Below are 15,037 nucleotides of genomic sequence, written 5' to 3'. Positions count from 1 at the left end.
GAGCGCCGGCCCGCAGCCGGGTCCGCGTGCCGGGGAGACGCGCCCGGGCGCCGGCCCGGGTGCCGCCCCGAGCGACGGCCCGCAGCCGGGTCCGCGTGTCGGGGAGACGCGCCCCGGCGCCGGCCCGGTCGGGGGCCCGGGCGGCTCCGCTCCTTCGCAGGTCGCCGCCGCCGATGCCCCCGCCGCGCCGGCCGCCGGTTCACCTGCCGTGTCGCCCGGCCTCGCCTCCGGGGGCGGGGCGGCGCGGGACCTCGGTCCGCGGGCCGACTCCGGGGCAGCCGCCGCCGGTTCGGGTGCCGCGCCGCGGCCCGGCTCGCACGGCGCGGCGCCAGGCCTCGCCCGGCCGGGCGAGGCGCCGGGCGGCGCCGCCACCTCGCGCATGCCTTCCTCCGGCGCCGGCGCGCCCGCCGCCTCGCCTCGACCCGGCAGCCCGGACGCCGCCAAGGGCGGGGCCGGCAGCATCCCCGACGCGGCCGGAGAAGCGCCCGCAGCCAAGTCCGCCGCCACCGGCGCGTCCGCGCCCGCCACCGCGGGGTCGGGCGGCTCGCCGCAGCAGGCCCGGCCGGGCCTGCGCCCCGCGGCGCCCGGACTGACCCGCGCGGGGGCGGCCTCCGGTGGCCCCGCTCCTTCAGGTGCCGCACCGCAGTCCGGTCCGCGCGCCACGTCACCCGGCCCGGCCCGGCCCGCGGCGGCACCGGGCACGCCCGCCCCGCACACCGCGTCCACCACCCCCTCGGCGGGGTCCGGCCCGGCCGCGGGCGGTCCCGCCACCGCGCGGCCCGTCGGCTCGGGCGCACCACGCGCGACCGGCGAGGGTCCCGCTGCCGGCCAGGGCGCCCGTACGGCGGTGCCCGCCGGCGCTGCCGCCGGGCCGGGCGCTGCCTCGCCCGGTGCCGTCACGCTCGACGACCCGGCCACGAAGGGCGCCGTTCCCGCGGGTTCGGCGGCCGGTGCGCGGACCACGGCGGCCGAGCCCGGGCGGGAGAGGGCGGTCGACCCCCGCTTGACCGCCGGTGGTCGGGTCAGGACCGTCGCCGTGCCCGTCGCCGCCTCCGTCGAGGTCGTTCCGCGCGGGGGCACCAGCCACGCCGACGGCAACACGAGCAACAACGGGAAACCCGGCAACAACCCCAGCAACAACCGCAACAACAACCCCAGCAACAACATCAGCAACGGCAGCGCCCGGCGGCGGAACGTGATCGGGGCCGAGACCACCGGGTCCATCCCCGTGCACCTGCTGTTCCGGGACGAGCCGGGCGGCGCGGACGACGGGGGACCGGCCACCGTGCCCGTGCCCAAGCTGTCCAGGACGCCGGGCGGGTCCAAGGCCGCGCCGCGAAAGGGGAAGGGCAAGGCGTCCCTGCCCGGGCCCGCCCGCCATGCCGCCGCGCCCGCCCGCCCCGCGCCGACCGCCGATCCGAAGCTGGTCGAGCGGTCGGGGCCGGTGCTGCCCGGGTGGGTCGGGGTGGCCGGGGGAGTGCTCGCGCTCGCCGCGTGCGCTGCCCTGGTGTGGTGGACCGGCGCCGTGCCCGCCGAGGTGACGCGGATGCTGCACGTGCCCTCGCGGCCGTACCACGGGATCCATCTCTGGCAGTGGGCCCTGCTGGCGTCCGGGGTGACGCTGACCCTCTTCTTCCTCGGCGGGCTCGGCCGCGGGCGGGTGGGGTACGCCCTGGTCCTGACGCTCTTCGGGGACTACCGCGGCACCGTCCGCCGTACCGGACTCCTCTGGGTGAGCCCGCTTCTCCTCCGCCGCCGCGTCGACGTACGCCTGCGGCACTGGCGGAGCGAGCCGCTGCCCGCCGTCGACGCCAAGGGCACGGCGCTGGACGTGGTCGTCCTCGTCGTGTGGCGGATCCGGGACACCGTGCGCGCCGTGCTCGGGGTCGACCGGCACGAGGAGTACCTGCGCGAGCAGGTGGAGGCGGCGATGGCCCGCGTGCTGTCGCAGCTGCCGGCCGACGCGTTCCACGAGGACGCGCCGACGCTGCGCGACTCGGAGGCGGTGGGCGAGGCGCTGACCCGGCTGCTGTCGGCGGAGTGCGCGCCGGTCGGCATCGACGTGTTCTCGGTGCAGCCGACCCGGATCGAGTACGCCCCCGCGGTCGCGGCGGCCATGCAGCGCCGCCGGATCGCGGCGATCGACGCGAAGCACCGGGACAGCGTGCTGACCTCGGTGGTGGACGCGGTGGACGACGTGGTCCACCGGCTGACCTCTCGTGGTCTGGTGGAGCTGGACGACTACGAGCGGAAGGCGCTGGTGAAGGATCTGACGGTGGCGTTCTACACCGGTCGTACGGCTCCGGTGGAGGGCGCGTAGCAAGGGGCGCGTCCCGCCGGCCGATGTCCCCGCGGAGCTTTTCCGCGGGGACATCCGTGTGCCGGCCGGTCCCCGCTCCCGCCGCGCGCCGTCCCCGGGCCCGCCCCGCTCCGGCCGCTCGCCCCCGCCCCCTCCTTTGGTATGGACATGTTCAAGTTTCGTCCCTACCTTGGTACTTGGTCTAGACCGGAACCATCCCTCCCGCACGCGTGCAGCACAGCCCACAGAACTCCCCCACGTTCTCCTGGAGCGACAGCATGCGCAAAAAGACAGGAGTGGCGGCCGTGGCGCTCGGCGTCGCCGCGGCCTCCCTCTTCGCGACCACCAGTGCGAGCAGCCACGGCTACACCGACTCGCCGATCAGCCGTCAGAAGCTCTGCGCCAACGGCACCGTGACCAACTGCGGCGACATCCAGTGGGAGCCGCAGTCGGTCGAGGGGCTCAAGGGCTTCCCGGCCGCGGGCCCCGCCGACGGGAAGATCTGCGCCGGCGGGAACTCCCGCTTCGCACAGCTCGACGCCCCCCGCAACGGCGCCTGGCCCACCACCAGGGTCACCGCGGGCCAGAGCTACACCTTCCGCTGGCAGTTCACGGCCCGCCACGCGACCACGGACTTCCGCTACTACATCACCAAGAACGGCTGGACCGGGACCAAGGCCCTGACCAGGGCCGACCTCGACTCCCAGCCCTTCCTGGTCGTCCCCTACAACAACCAGCAACCGCCCTCGACCCTCTCGCACTCCGGGACCGTCCCGGCGGGCAAGACCGGCCGCCATCTGATCCTGGCGGTGTGGACCGTCGCGGACACCGGGAACGCCTTCTACGCGTGCTCGGACGTTCAGTTCTGACAGAGCGTCAGCTACCATCCCGCCGCATGGGGACCGTCGCGGAACTCGTACGACGCCAATGGGGCGACCACCGGACCGGACTGAGGGACGAGCGCACCACCCTCACCCACCACCAGGTCGCCGCCGGCGCCGCCGCGCGCGCCGCCCTGCTCACGGAGCTGATGCCCGACCGGCCGGGGAGCGAGCCGCACCTCGGCCTCCTGCTCGACAACACACCGGAGTACCCGCTCTGGCTCGGCGCGGCGGCCCTCGCGGGGGCCGCCGTGGCCGGGATCAACCCCACCCGGCGCGGCGCCGAACTCGCCCGGGACATCCGGCACACCGGCTGCCGGGTCCTGGTCACCCAGCGCGCCCACCTGCCGCTCCTCGACGGCCTGCCGCTGCCCGGGCTGCGCGTCCTCGTCACGGACACCGACGCCTACGCCGCCCTCCTGGCGCCCTATGCCACGGCCACGCCCGACGACGCCTTCCTCCGGCCCGCCCGCCCCGACAGCCGGCTGCTGCTGTACTTCACCTCCGGCTCCACCGGCGCCCCGAAGGCGGCCGTCTGCTCCCAGGGGCGGCTCGCCGCCGCCGGGGCCTCGCTCGTCTCCCACTTCGGCGTCACGCCCGACGACACGCACTACATCTGCATGCCGATGTTCCACGGCAACGCCGTCATCGCCGACTGGGCGCCCGCCCTCGCCGCCGGCGCCGGCATCGCGCTCCGCGCCCGCTTCTCGGCCTCCCGCTTCCTCCCCGACGTACGCCACTTCGGCGCCACGTACTTCACGTACGTCGGCCGCGCCGTCCAGTACCTGCTGGCCACCCCCGAGAGCCCCGACGACCGCGACCACCGCCTCCGGCTCGGCTTCGGTACCGAGGCCGGTGCGGTGGACGCGGCCCGCTTCGAGGCCCGGTTCGGGGCGCGGCTCGTGGAGGGGTACGGCTCCTCCGAGGGCGGCGCCGCGATCCAGCGGACCGCCGACACCCCGGCCGGAGCCATCGGACGCGCCGCGCCCGGCGACGACCTCGCCGTGGTCGACCCGGAGACCCGCCGCGAGTGCCCGCCCGCCCGCTTCTCGGCCACCGGCCTCCTCCTCAACGCCGACGAGGCCGTCGGCGAGCTGGTCAACCGCGGCCGCAGCCCCTTCGAGGGCTACTGGCGCAACCCCGAGGCCGACGCCGCCCGGCTCCGCGCGGGCTGGTACTGGACCGGCGACCTCTTCTACCGCGACGCCGACGGCTTCCTCTACTTCGCGGGCCGCACCGACGACCGTCTGCGCGTCGACAGCGAGAACCTCGCCGCCGCGATGATCGAGAACATCCTCGCCCGCTGGGACCGCGCCGCCGGCGTCGCCGTCTACGCGATCCCCGACCCGGTCTCCGGCGACCAGGTCATGGCCGCGCTCGCGCTGCGCCCCGGCGCCGCCTTCGACCCGACCGCCTTCGCCGCCTTCCTCGAAGCCCAGAGCGACCTGGGCACCAAGATGCCCCCCACCTACGTCCGGGTCATGTCCGAACTCCCCCTCACCGCCACGAACAAGATCCACCGCGTGGCCCTCCGTCGCGCCGGCCTCACCACCCCCGATCCCCTCTGGTGGCGCCCGGCACCGACCGCGCCGTACGAGCCGCTCACCCCCGAGAGCCGGGAACGGGTGCGGCGGCGGTACGAACGGCAGAACCGGCCCTTCCCCGGACAGCTCCCCCCGCCGCGGGGGTAGGTCCCACCCCCGTCCGGACGGGTCCCACCCGCCGCCCGGGCGGACCCTCCGCCGCGAGGGTGGGGCCAGACCCGCCACCGGCCCACCCACTGCGCCCATGGCCCGGCCCGGCTCCCCGCGCATAGCGTGATCGCCATGCAGCCCCGTAGCCCCCGTACCGTCTGGCAGGCCCTCGCCCGGCCACACGTGTTCCTCCGCACCGCCTGGCCCTGGCGGGCCGTCGGCTATCTCGCGTCCGGCGTCGTCGGCGGAGCCGTCGCACTCGCCGTGCTGCTGGTGCTCCTCGGCTTCTCCGTGCTGCTCGTGGGGCTGCCCCTGCTGCCGCTGGCCGGGGTCGCGCTCGGCGGGGTCGAGCGGTGGCGGCTCCGGCTGGTCGACGGCGAGCCGGCGGTCGACCCGCACCGGGTGCCCGAGGCGCCGGGGCTCGGAGCCTGGGTGGGCCTGCGGGTACGGGAGCAGGCGACGTGGCGCGAGTTCGGGTACGCGCTGCTCCACGCCACCGTGCTGTGGCCGCTGGATCTCGTGGTCCTCGCCGTCGGGATCGGGCTGCCCGCGGCGCTGATGAGCGCCCCGATCCAGTTCGCGCTCGACGGACAGGAGGCGAAGGTCGTCAAGGCGTATCTCGTCACCTCGTACCCCCAGGCCTGCGGGGCCGCGCTGCTCGGGCTCGTGCTGCTGCCCCTGCTGCTCCTTCCGCTGACCGCGCTCGCCGGTGCCCGGGCCGCTCTCGCACGGGCACTGCTCGCCCCGCGCGAGGCGGAGCTGCGGGACCGGATCGGGGAGGTCACCGCCTCGCGGGCCCGGCTCGCCGCCGCCTTCGAGGGGGAGCGGCGCCGGATCGAGCGCGATCTCCACGACGGTGCCCAGCAACGCCTGGTCGCGCTCACCATGACCCTCGGCCTCGCCCGTTACGACGCCCCGCCCGGGCCGCTCGCCGACCAGCTCGCCAGGGCGCACGCGGAGGCCGGACAGGTGCTCACCGAGCTGCGCGAGCTGATCCACGGCATCCACCCCCAGGTGCTCGCCGACTACGGGCTCGGCGCCGCCCTCGCCGACGCCGCCGACCGCGCCTCCACCCCCGTGGACACGGAGGTCGAGCTGCCCCGGCTGCCCGCCCCCGTCGAGAGCGCCGGCTACTTCGTGGGCCGCGAGGCGCTCGCCAACGTCGACCGGCACAGCGGCGCCGCCCGCGCCCGGCTCACCGCCCGGCACCGTGACGGAACGCTGGTCGTCACCGTCGAGGACGACGGGCGCGGCGGGGCCGACTCCGCCCGGGGCACCGGCATCACCGGACTGGCCGACCGGCTCGCCGTCCTCGATGGCACACTGACGATCACGAGCCCGCCCGGCGGGCCGACCCTGCTACGAGCGGAGATCCCGTGCAGCGCCCTCTGCGAATCGTCCTCGCCGAGGACAGCGTCCTCCTCCGCGAGGGACTGATCGGCCTGCTGGCGCGTTTCGGCCACGAGGTGGCCGCCGCGGTCGGTGACGCCGACGCCCTGCGCGACGCCGTCGCCGCGCACGAACCGGACGTCGTCGTCACGGACGTGAGGATGCCGCCCGGCTTCCAGGACGAGGGGCTGCGCGCGGCGGTCGCACTGCGCGCCGAGCGGCCGGCGCTGCCGATCCTGGTGCTCAGCCAGTACGTGCAGCGCTCGTACGCCGCCGATCTCCTGGACGCGGGCGACGGCACCGGCGTCGGCTATCTCCTCAAGGACCGGATCGGCCAGGTCGAGGAGTTCCTGGACGCCCTGGCCCGGGTGGCGGACGGCGGCACGGTCGTCGACCCCGAGGTCGTACGGCAGCTGCTGCGCCGCCACCGGGACCCCCTGCGGGCGCTGACCCCGCGCGAGCGGGAGGTGCTGGGGCTGGTCGCGGAGGGGCACTCGAACGCGGCGATCGCCCGCCGGCTGGTCGTGACGGAGGCGGCGATCGGCAAGCACATCGGCAACATCCTGGCCAAACTCGACCTGCCGCCCGCCGAGGACACCCACCGGCGGGTGCTGGCCGTCCTCGCCTACCTCCAGGCCTGACGGGACGCGGCAAAGCAGAAGGCCCCTCGCTCTCGCGAGGGGCCTTCCTGTCTGTGCGCCGCCAGGGACTCGAACCCCGGACCCGCTGATTAAGAGTCAGCTGCTCTAACCAACTGAGCTAGCGGCGCCTGCTGACAGAGAAAATACTACCCGGTCCCGAGGGGTGCTCGTGACCACCCCGGTGGTCACCCCGAGGCGGGGTGACCGGGGAGGACTCAGATCGCCAGCGAGAGCACCACCGGGGCCGCCCGCCGGTTCAGCATGTCGGCCGCCGAGCGGAGCCGGTGCGCGTGCTCCAGCGGCAGCGAAAGGGCCAGGCAGCCCACGGCCGAGCCGGCCGTCAGCGGCACCGCGGCGCAGACCGTGCCCACCGCGTACTCCTGGAGGTCGAGCACCGGGACGGTCGGCGGCTGGCTGTCCAGCTTGGAGAACAGCACCTTCTCGTTGGTGATCGTCCGGGAGGTCAGCCGGGCGATCTTGTGGCGCGCCAGGTGGTCCCGGCGTCCGTTCAGGTCCAGCTGGGTCAGCAGGCACTTGCCGACCGCGCTGGCGTGGGCGGCCGAGCGGAAGTCCACCCACTCGTTGACCTTGGGGGTGCGCGGGCCGTCGGCGAACTGGGTGATCTTCACCTCGCCGTCGATGTAGCGGCTGATGTAGACCGCGGCGCCGACCGAGTCGCGCAGCTCGGTCAGGGTTTCCTGGAGCTTGAGCTCCAGGGCCTCGCGCCGGGTGCTGCCGGAGCCGAGGAGGACCAGGGAGTCGCCGATGACATAGGCGCCGTCGGAGACCTGCTCCACATAGCCCTCGCGGCGGAGCATCAGGAGCAGGGACGTCAGATGGGCGGTCGGCAGGCCGGTCTCCCGTGCGATCTGCACGTCCGTCACGCCACCGCCGTGCCGTGAGACCGTCTCCAGCACGCGCAGGGCGTATTGCACCGAGTGGAACGGCGCGGTGGGCTCGGGCTTCAGCGCCACGGTTTCCCCCTACCAGGTTGTGACCGCAAGCTTCCGTACCACGATAGCCGCCAAGCACCCGTTACGGGGCGGCTGTTGGCGAGATTGATGCGGTGCCCACGGGCCGTGGGCTGCGGCGCGCCACTCTGGCATATGCCATGGTCACAGCCTTGCACGAGAGGCTGAGGTCAGGGCCGTGGGGGAGGCCTTCCGTACGGGCGTTCGGGCCGCCTCCGGACGTGAAGATTCTTTCGCCGGAATAACCGGAGACACCCTCCTGTTAGGTCTTGAGGATCTTCCGGAAGATCCCACACGCCCCCACACACCCCCACCCCCGTTCGTCACAGCGCAGGAAGGCCGTCCACGGTGAGCGACGCGATTCGAGACGCGATTCGAGGAGAGGTGCGCGGCACCGCGCCCGTACCGCTGTCCGTACTGGACCTGGTGACCGTCGGCAGCGGGCGCACCGCGAGCCAGGCGCTCGCCACCAGCGTCGGCATCAGCCGGCTCGCCGAGCGGCGCGGCTACCACCGGCACTGGGTGGCCGAGCACCACTCCATGCCCGGCGTCGCCTCCTCCTCGCCCGCCGTGATCCTGGCCCACCTCGCCGCCCACACCAGCCGCATCCGGCTCGGCTCGGGCGGTGTGATGCTGCCCAACCACGCGCCGCTGGTGATCGCCGAGCAGTTCGGCACCCTGGAGGCGCTCGCCCCGGGCCGGGTCGACCTCGGTCTGGGCCGCGCGCCCGGCACCGACGGGGCGACCGCCGCCGCGTTGCGCCGCACCGAGACCCTCGACGAGGGCGCCGACGAGTTCCCGCAGCAGCTGGCCGAACTGACCCGCTTCCTCGACGACGACTTCCCGGACGGGCACCCGTACGCGCGGATCCACGCCGTGCCCGGCCCGGTGCAGGGGCCGAAGGGGCGGCCGCCGATCTGGCTGCTCGGCTCCTCCGGCTTCAGCGCGCGGCTCGCCGGCCTGCTCGGGCTGCCCTTCGCCTTCGCCCACCACTTCTCGGCGCGCAACACCGTCCCCGCGCTCGACCTCTACCGGGAGTCCTTCCGGCCCTCGGCGGTGCTCGACGCGCCGTACGCGCTGATCGGTGTCGCCGCGCTCGCCGCCGACGAGGCGAAGGAGGCCCGTCGCCAGGTGCTGACCGGTGCCCTGTCGATGCTGCGGCTGCGTACCGGCCGGCCCGGTCTGGTCCCGACGCCGGAGGAGGCGGAGGCGTACGCCTTCAGTCCCGCCGAGCGGGAGTTCGTCGACGGCTGGCTCGCGAACATCGTCCACGGCACGCCCGACGAGGTGCGCGAGGGCCTGGACGGGCTCCAGAAGCGGACCGGCGCCGACGAGCTGATGATCACGGCCAACGCGCACAGCGGGGAGGCCCGGCTGCGCAGTTACGAGCTGATCGCCGACGCCTACGAGTTGCCGGAGCTCGCGCCGGAGGCCCCCGCGGAGCTCGGATAAGCGGAATTTCCCCGCCCGTTGGTTCGTCCTCGAACCGGCGGGCGCGGGAAGCCTAAGTGAGCCTTAAACCGCTCGTCACGCGTGGTGGCGGGCGGTTCTCTTTTGTGCTGCACGCCTCTGACGAGGGCTTTTTCTCGCCAATTGGTCTAGTCCTCAATCTGGTTCAGACCATTGACGTGATGTTCACGCGGCGGATATCACTGCTCCAACTTCCGTACCGCCACCCCTCCCGGAGGCCGCACGTGCACCCCCGCAGACCACTGATCGCCGCCCTGCTGAGTTCGGCACTCGCCGCCGGCGCGATCGCCACGACCGTCGGCCTCGGCTCCGCCCAGGCCGCCGACACCGCCACCGCCCCGTCCACCGGCGGCGTCAAGATCGCCTACTACGACCAGTGGAGCGTGTACGGGAACGCCTTCTACCCGAAGCACCTCGACGAGCGGGGCATCGCGGCCAAACTGGACGTCATCAACTACTCGTTCGGGAACATCCACCCGACCGACCTCACCTGTTTCGAGGCCAACAAGGCCGCGGGCGACGACAACAACCCCAGCGCCGGTGACGGCGCGGGCGACTCGTACGCCGACTACCAGAAGTCCTTCTCGGCCGCGGACAGCGTCGACGGCGTGGCCGACAAGTGGGACCAGCCGATCGTGGGCGTCTTCAACCAGTTCAAGGAGCTGAAGGCGAAGCACCCCAAACTGAAGATCAACATCTCGCTGGGTGGCTGGACCTACTCCAAGTACTTCTCGGACGCGGCCAAGACCGACGCCAGCCGCAAGAAGCTGGTCGCCTCCTGCATCAAGCAGTACATCCAGGGCGACCTCCCGGTCGAGGGCGGCTTCGGCGGCCCCGGCACCGCGGCCGGGATCTTCGACGGCATCGACATCGACTGGGAGTACCCCGGCTCGCCCGACGGGCACCTCGGCAACCACTACGCCCCCGAGGACAAGCAGAACTTCACCCTCCTGCTCGCCGAGTTCCGCAAGCAGCTCGACGAGTACGGCGCCGCCCACGGCGGCAAGAAGTACCTGCTGACCGCCGCACTGCCGGCCGGCCAGGACAAGATCAAGAACATCGAGACGGACAAGATCGGCGCGTACCTCGACTACGCGAACATTATGACGTACGACATGCACGGCGCCTGGGACGGCGACGGGCCGACGTACCACCAGTCCCCGCTCTACTCGGGCACCAACGACCCGACCGACCCCATCAAGCCGGGCACCGAGAAGTACTCGATCGACAACGCCATCGACTCCTGGATCGACGGCAAGCCCGCCTACGGCATCACCGGCGGCTTCCCCGCGAACAAGCTGACCCTCGGCTACGAGTTCTACTACCGCGGCTGGAAGGGCGTCCCGGCCGGGACCGCCAACGGCCTCGCCCAGCCCGCCACCGGCCCCTCCGGCGCCCGCCCGCTGAGCCAGCAGCCCGGCATCGCCCACTACAAGGAGCTGGGCGGCATCGTCGACAACGCGGCCACCACCTTCTGGGACGACCAGGCCAAGTCCGCGTACTTCTACAAGGACGGCGAGTTCTTCACCGGTCTCGACCAGCGCACCATCCAGGCCCGCGCCGACTACGCCCACCAGCGCGGTCTCGCCGGCGCGATGATGTACTCGCTGCTCGGCCTGGACGCCAACACCACGCTCCTCAACCAGATCGTGACCGCCGTCGGTTCGTCCCCGACCAACCCGACCACCCCGCCCACCACGACGCCGCCGACCACCCCGCCGACGACGCCGCCCACCACCCCGCCGACCACTCCGCCCACGACCCCGCCGACGACGCCGCCCACCGGCTGCACCGGCCCGGCGTACGTGGCCGGCCAGGTCTACACCGGCGGCCAGACGGTCTCCCACAAGGGTCACAACTGGAAGGCCAAGTGGTGGACCCAGAACGAGGAGCCGGGCACGACCGGCGAGTGGGGCGTCTGGCAGGACCTCGGCGCCTGCTGACCGCCCGCTGATCCCTCGTAGCACCGCATGAACCACTGCCCCCGCCCGGAATGTCCCTCCGGCCGGGGGCAGTTCCATGCCCGGACGCGGGGGCGGCCGGAGCGGAGCCGGGGCGTGACAGGCCAGGGCGGGGCCGACACGGGCGCGGGCGACGCCTACGAGCCCGGTCCCCGGCGCCCGGTCACACGGGAGGCGGCCCCCGGCGCCCGGTCAGACGGGAGGCGGCCCCCGGCGCCCGGTCAGACGGGAAGCGGCGCGACGCCGATGAGGTCCGCGATGTTCTCCGGGGGCACCGCCCGTGAGTAGAGCCAGCCCTGGCCGGTGTCGCAGCCGATGCGGCGCAGCCGGGCGGCCTGGCCCGCGGTCTCCACGCACTCGGCGGTGACCGTGAGCCCGAGCCGGTGGGCCAGCTGGACCAGCGCCTCGACGATCAGCTCGTCGGCCGGGTTCGCGTGCTCCTCGTCCTGGAAGCCGCGGACGAACGATCCGTCCAGCTTGAGGACCGAGACCGGGAGCCGGCTCAGGTAGGCGAGGTTCGAGTAGCCGGTGCCGAAGTCGTCGATGGCGATCCGCACGCCCATGTCGCTGAGCGCCTGGAGCGCCTGGAGCGGGCGGCCCGCCGAGCCCATCACCGCGGACTCGGTCAGCTCCAGCTGGAGCAGATGCGGCGCGAGCCCGGTCTCGGCGAGGATGCCCGCGACATCGGCCACCAGGTCGGAGTCCCAGACCTGGCGCACCGCCACGTTGACACTGACGAAGATCGGCCGGTCGCCCGGGTGGTCCTTCTGCCACTGCCGGGCCTGGCGGCAGGCCGTCTGCAGCACCCAGCGCCCGAGCTCGACGATCGAGCCGTCCTCCTCGGCGATCCCGACGAACCGATTCGGCGTCAGCGTGCCGAACTGTGGATGGTTCCAGCGCACCAGCGCCTCCACCCCGCGCACCGCGCTGTTCGCGAGGTCCACCAGCGGCTGGTACTCCAGCGCGAACTCGCCGCGCTCCACGGCCGGGCGAAGGGTGGAGGAGAGCGCCTGCCTGGTCATCCGGTGCGCGTTGCGCTCCGGGTCGAAGAGCGTCCAGCGGGCCTTTCCGTCGGCCTTCGCCCAGTAGAGCGTGGTGTCGGCGGCCTGCATGAGACAGGTCGCCGAGGAGCCGTGCGCCCGCCGCTCGACCACGCCGATGGAAGCGGAGACCGAGAGCCGCTGCCCGGACAGGTCGAAGGGCTCCTGGAGCGCGGTGAGGACCGACTGCGCAAGATCGGCCAGCTGCTCGGTGCCGGTCGAGTCCTCGACCAGGATCGCGAACTCGTCGCCGCCGAGCCGGGCCACGAGGTGCCCGCCGTTGCGCGTGTAGCCGTAGCCGTCGGCGCACTCGGTGAGCCGGCTCGCGACGGCCGCGAGCAGCCGGTCGCCGACCCGGTGGCCGAGGGTGTCGTTGACGGCCTTGAAACCGTCGAGGTCGAGGTAGCAGATGCCGATCCGCCCTGTTCTGCCATGCCCGTACGACTCGTACGACTCGTACGACCGGTCCCGGGGGTCCTCGTCCGCCGGGCTCTCGGCGACGGCGCTCTCCAGGGCGGCGGTGAGGCGCTCGAAGAAGAGGGTGCGGTTGGGCAGGCGGGTGACCGGGTCGTGCATCTGGAGGTGGCGCAGCCGGGCCTGGAGCTCGCGCCGGTCGCTGATGTCGGCGACGGTGAGCAGCACGCGCGGGCTGTCGGGAACGGGGGAGACGGTCACCTCGGCCCACAGGGAGCGTCCGTCGGGGTGCTTGAGTCGGCGGGTGCAGCGGAAGCGGGAGCGGCGGCCGCGCAGCACCTCGCGGTAGGCGTGCCAGGTGCGTCCGTCGGCGGCCAGGTCGACGAGGTCGGCGGCGGCCTGCTCGTGCAGCGCGGCGGTCTCGGTGCCGAGGAGGGCGGCCAGCGACTCGTTGGCCGCGACGACGACGCCGTTCCGGTCGACCACGGCCATGGCGAGCCGGGCGGCCCGGAAGGCGGCGCGGTAGTCGCGCAGTTCGCTCTCCCGGGACTCCGGCGGCGGGAGTTCGTGATCGGGATCGGTTCCGTGACGCTCCGTGAGCATCGGCTCAGCCGACGGGTGCACCGGTTCTTCGGAGGTTCCGCTCACCGCTCGCTCCCGTAGTGCGTTCGGGCCGTACAGATGTGGTCGGAATGGTCGGCCAAGGAAAGTGTGCCGATCATAGAGGCTGGCCCGGGGGCCGTTCCAGCTTCGGGACCCGGCGCCGGGTCCGTGGGAGCTGTGAGGCTGCCCACCCGGAGGACCGGCCGATCGTTTCTGCGCGGGTATGACACGGGTCGACGACGCTCTGACCGAATGTGACTTTCCGTGAGCTGATGCGGGTCCGTGTCGCGTCGACCCGGCGGGTCCCGCTCACCCGACCGGGGCAGTGGAAAGGTGCGAAACCCCCCAAACCGACACAAGGTGGGTGGGGTGTCACGCTTTCCGGAGCCGGAGGTCCACGTGAGGGGTCAGCAGCCACCCGGGGGAGTGCAACGCTCGCGCCTGCGTGCCGGTGCGGCGGCCTTCACCTCCCTCGCCGCGCTCGCCGCGACCGGGCTGGTCGCGGGGCCCGCCGTCGCCGTGCCCTCCGCGGGACCCTGCGCCCTGCCCCGTACCGCCGCCCACCACTCGCTCGGCCTCGACACCTGGAACACGTCCTATCCAAGGCCCACCCGCCCCCTCGACGCGGTCATGATCTTCCTGTCCTTCCCGGACGCCACCCCCCTGACCACTCCCGCCGAGCTGGCCGCCGACCACTTCCCCAGCACGTCCGAGTTCTTCGCGCGCGCCTCCTACGGGCGGTTCAGCCTGCGGGTGCACCCCCAGGCCACCTGGGCCCGGATGCCGCGGGACTCCGCCGCCTACGCCATAAGGCGCGACTGGAGCGCCGAGCACCGAGCGGCCTACCTGCGCGACGCGATCCGGGCCGCCGACGACTCCGTCGACTTCTCCCGCTACGACATCGTCTATCTGGTCGCCGATCCCGACGCCCCCGGTGTGGACTCCGACGCCACCAAGGTGGTCAACCTGGAGCACCCGCTGGAGGCCGACGGCACGGAGCTCAAGCGGGTCGTCACGGTCTTCGAGCGCCACCCGCCCGACCGCAACGTCCTCGCCCACGAGACCGGGCACGTCTTCGACCTGCCCGACCTCTATCACCGGCCCACGGACGGCAAGGGCGACTGGGACACCCACGTGGGTGACTGGGACGTCATGGGCAGCCAGTTCGGGCTCGCCCCGGACCTCTTCGCATGGCACAAGTGGAAGCTGGGCTGGCTCGACCGCTCCCAGGTGACCTGCGTCCGCGGGCCCGGCACCCACGTCATCAGCCTGGAGCCGGTCGCCGCCGCCCCGGTGGCCGGCGGCACCCTCGGCACCCGGCTCGCCGTCGTCCGTACGGGCGAGGACAGCGTGCTCGCGATCGAGGCGCGCTCGGCGACCGGGAACGACCGCGACACCTGCGCCGAGGGCGTGCTCATCTACCGGGTCCGCAACGAGGCGGCGTCGGGAGAGGGCCCGGTCGAGGTCGTCGACACCCACCCGAGGACCGAGGCGTGCTGGGAGAGCTCGGTCTACCCGCCGCTCGCCGACGCGCCCCTGCGGGAGGGCGAGTCCTTCACCGTGCCCGGCACCGGCGTACGGGTGGAGGTCGACGAGCGGACCCGCGCCGGCGTGTGGGCGGTCCGCGTCACGGGTCCGAGCGTGGACGCGCTGTCCTGAGGCGCCGCGCACACG

10 protein-coding genes and 1 tRNA gene are annotated in these 15,037 nt (G+C 73.6%); 8 read left to right on the top strand and 3 right to left on the bottom strand.

The genetic code is table 11. The features are described 5' to 3' along the window. Window positions 1–208: 208 nt before the first annotated feature. The 5 genes from ACIRQF_RS34105 to ACIRQF_RS34085 all read left to right on the top strand — a co-directional run bounded on the left by ACIRQF_RS34105 (window position 209) and on the right by ACIRQF_RS34085 (window position 6,904). Complete coding sequence (locus ACIRQF_RS34105; protein WP_404098375.1) at window positions 209–2,320, top strand: SPFH domain-containing protein; 2,112 nt, start codon at window positions 209–211, stop codon at window positions 2,318–2,320. Between the two features lie 257 nt (window positions 2,321–2,577). Beyond that, entirely contained in the window at window positions 2,578–3,168 is a 591-nt protein-coding gene (locus tag ACIRQF_RS34100) for a lytic polysaccharide monooxygenase (protein WP_376637444.1), read from the top strand. A 26-nt stretch (window positions 3,169–3,194) separates the two neighbouring features. Further along, the gene (locus ACIRQF_RS34095; RefSeq protein ID WP_404098372.1) at window positions 3,195–4,871 is read left to right on the top strand and encodes an AMP-binding protein; all 1,677 of its coding nucleotides are present in this window, start codon (window positions 3,195–3,197) and stop codon (window positions 4,869–4,871) included. A gap of 135 nt (window positions 4,872–5,006) precedes the next feature. Further along, window positions 5,007–6,311, top strand: a complete 1,305-nt coding sequence (locus ACIRQF_RS34090; RefSeq protein ID WP_404098369.1) for a sensor histidine kinase — start codon at window positions 5,007–5,009, stop codon at window positions 6,309–6,311. Then, window positions 6,251–6,904, top strand: coding sequence for a response regulator (locus ACIRQF_RS34085; RefSeq protein ID WP_382483605.1), 654 nt, complete (start codon window positions 6,251–6,253; stop codon window positions 6,902–6,904). The genes ACIRQF_RS34090 and ACIRQF_RS34085 overlap by 61 nt, the downstream gene beginning before the upstream one ends. Before the next feature lie 54 nt (window positions 6,905–6,958). On the opposite strand, the gene ACIRQF_RS34080 is transcribed toward ACIRQF_RS34085, so the two are convergent. Both ACIRQF_RS34080 and ACIRQF_RS34075 read right to left on the bottom strand, forming a co-directional pair. After that, a tRNA-Lys gene (locus ACIRQF_RS34080) sits at window positions 6,959–7,032 on the bottom strand. 87 nt (window positions 7,033–7,119) lie between these two features. Further along, window positions 7,120–7,878: an IclR family transcriptional regulator gene (locus ACIRQF_RS34075; protein WP_376637440.1), complete on the bottom strand. Its 759-nt coding sequence runs from the start codon at window positions 7,876–7,878 to the stop codon at window positions 7,120–7,122. A 357-nt stretch (window positions 7,879–8,235) separates the two neighbouring features. Here ACIRQF_RS34075 and ACIRQF_RS34070 point away from each other — a divergent pair, with 357 nt between their 5' ends. Together ACIRQF_RS34070 and ACIRQF_RS34065 are read left to right on the top strand one after the other, a co-directional pair. Next, window positions 8,236–9,327: an LLM class flavin-dependent oxidoreductase gene (locus ACIRQF_RS34070; RefSeq protein ID WP_404098614.1), complete on the top strand. Its 1,092-nt coding sequence runs from the start codon at window positions 8,236–8,238 to the stop codon at window positions 9,325–9,327. Window positions 9,328–9,569: 242 nt separating this feature from the next. Beyond that, a complete protein-coding gene (locus ACIRQF_RS34065; protein WP_404098365.1) occupies window positions 9,570–11,288 on the top strand; it encodes a glycosyl hydrolase family 18 protein in 1,719 nt (572 codons plus the stop codon). Window positions 11,289–11,527: 239 nt separating this feature from the next. On the opposite strand, the gene ACIRQF_RS34060 is transcribed toward ACIRQF_RS34065, so the two are convergent. Beyond that, a complete protein-coding gene (locus tag ACIRQF_RS34060; protein WP_376637438.1) occupies window positions 11,528–13,408 on the bottom strand; it encodes a putative bifunctional diguanylate cyclase/phosphodiesterase in 1,881 nt (626 codons plus the stop codon). 381 nt (window positions 13,409–13,789) lie between these two features. Here ACIRQF_RS34060 and ACIRQF_RS34055 point away from each other — a divergent pair, with 381 nt between their 5' ends. Then, window positions 13,790–15,022, top strand: coding sequence for a M6 family metalloprotease domain-containing protein (locus tag ACIRQF_RS34055; protein ID WP_382483599.1), 1,233 nt, complete (start codon window positions 13,790–13,792; stop codon window positions 15,020–15,022). Window positions 15,023–15,037 lie beyond the last annotated feature (15 nt).

It is taken from the genome of Streptomyces sp. NPDC101191 (genome assembly GCF_044767915.1).
Lineage (GTDB): Bacteria > Actinomycetota > Actinomycetes > Streptomycetales > Streptomycetaceae > Streptomyces.
This window is presented reverse-complemented; position numbering and strand designations above follow the sequence as displayed.

Coding starts and splice junctions, on each gene's coding strand:
- ACIRQF_RS34100 (WP_376637444.1), top strand. CDS start 2,578: ATGCGCAAAAAGACAGGAGTGGCGGCCGTGGCGCTCGGCGTCGCCGCG.
- ACIRQF_RS34095 (WP_404098372.1), top strand. CDS start 3,195: ATGGGGACCGTCGCGGAACTCGTACGACGCCAATGGGGCGACCACCGG.
- ACIRQF_RS34090 (WP_404098369.1), top strand. CDS start 5,007: ATGCAGCCCCGTAGCCCCCGTACCGTCTGGCAGGCCCTCGCCCGGCCA.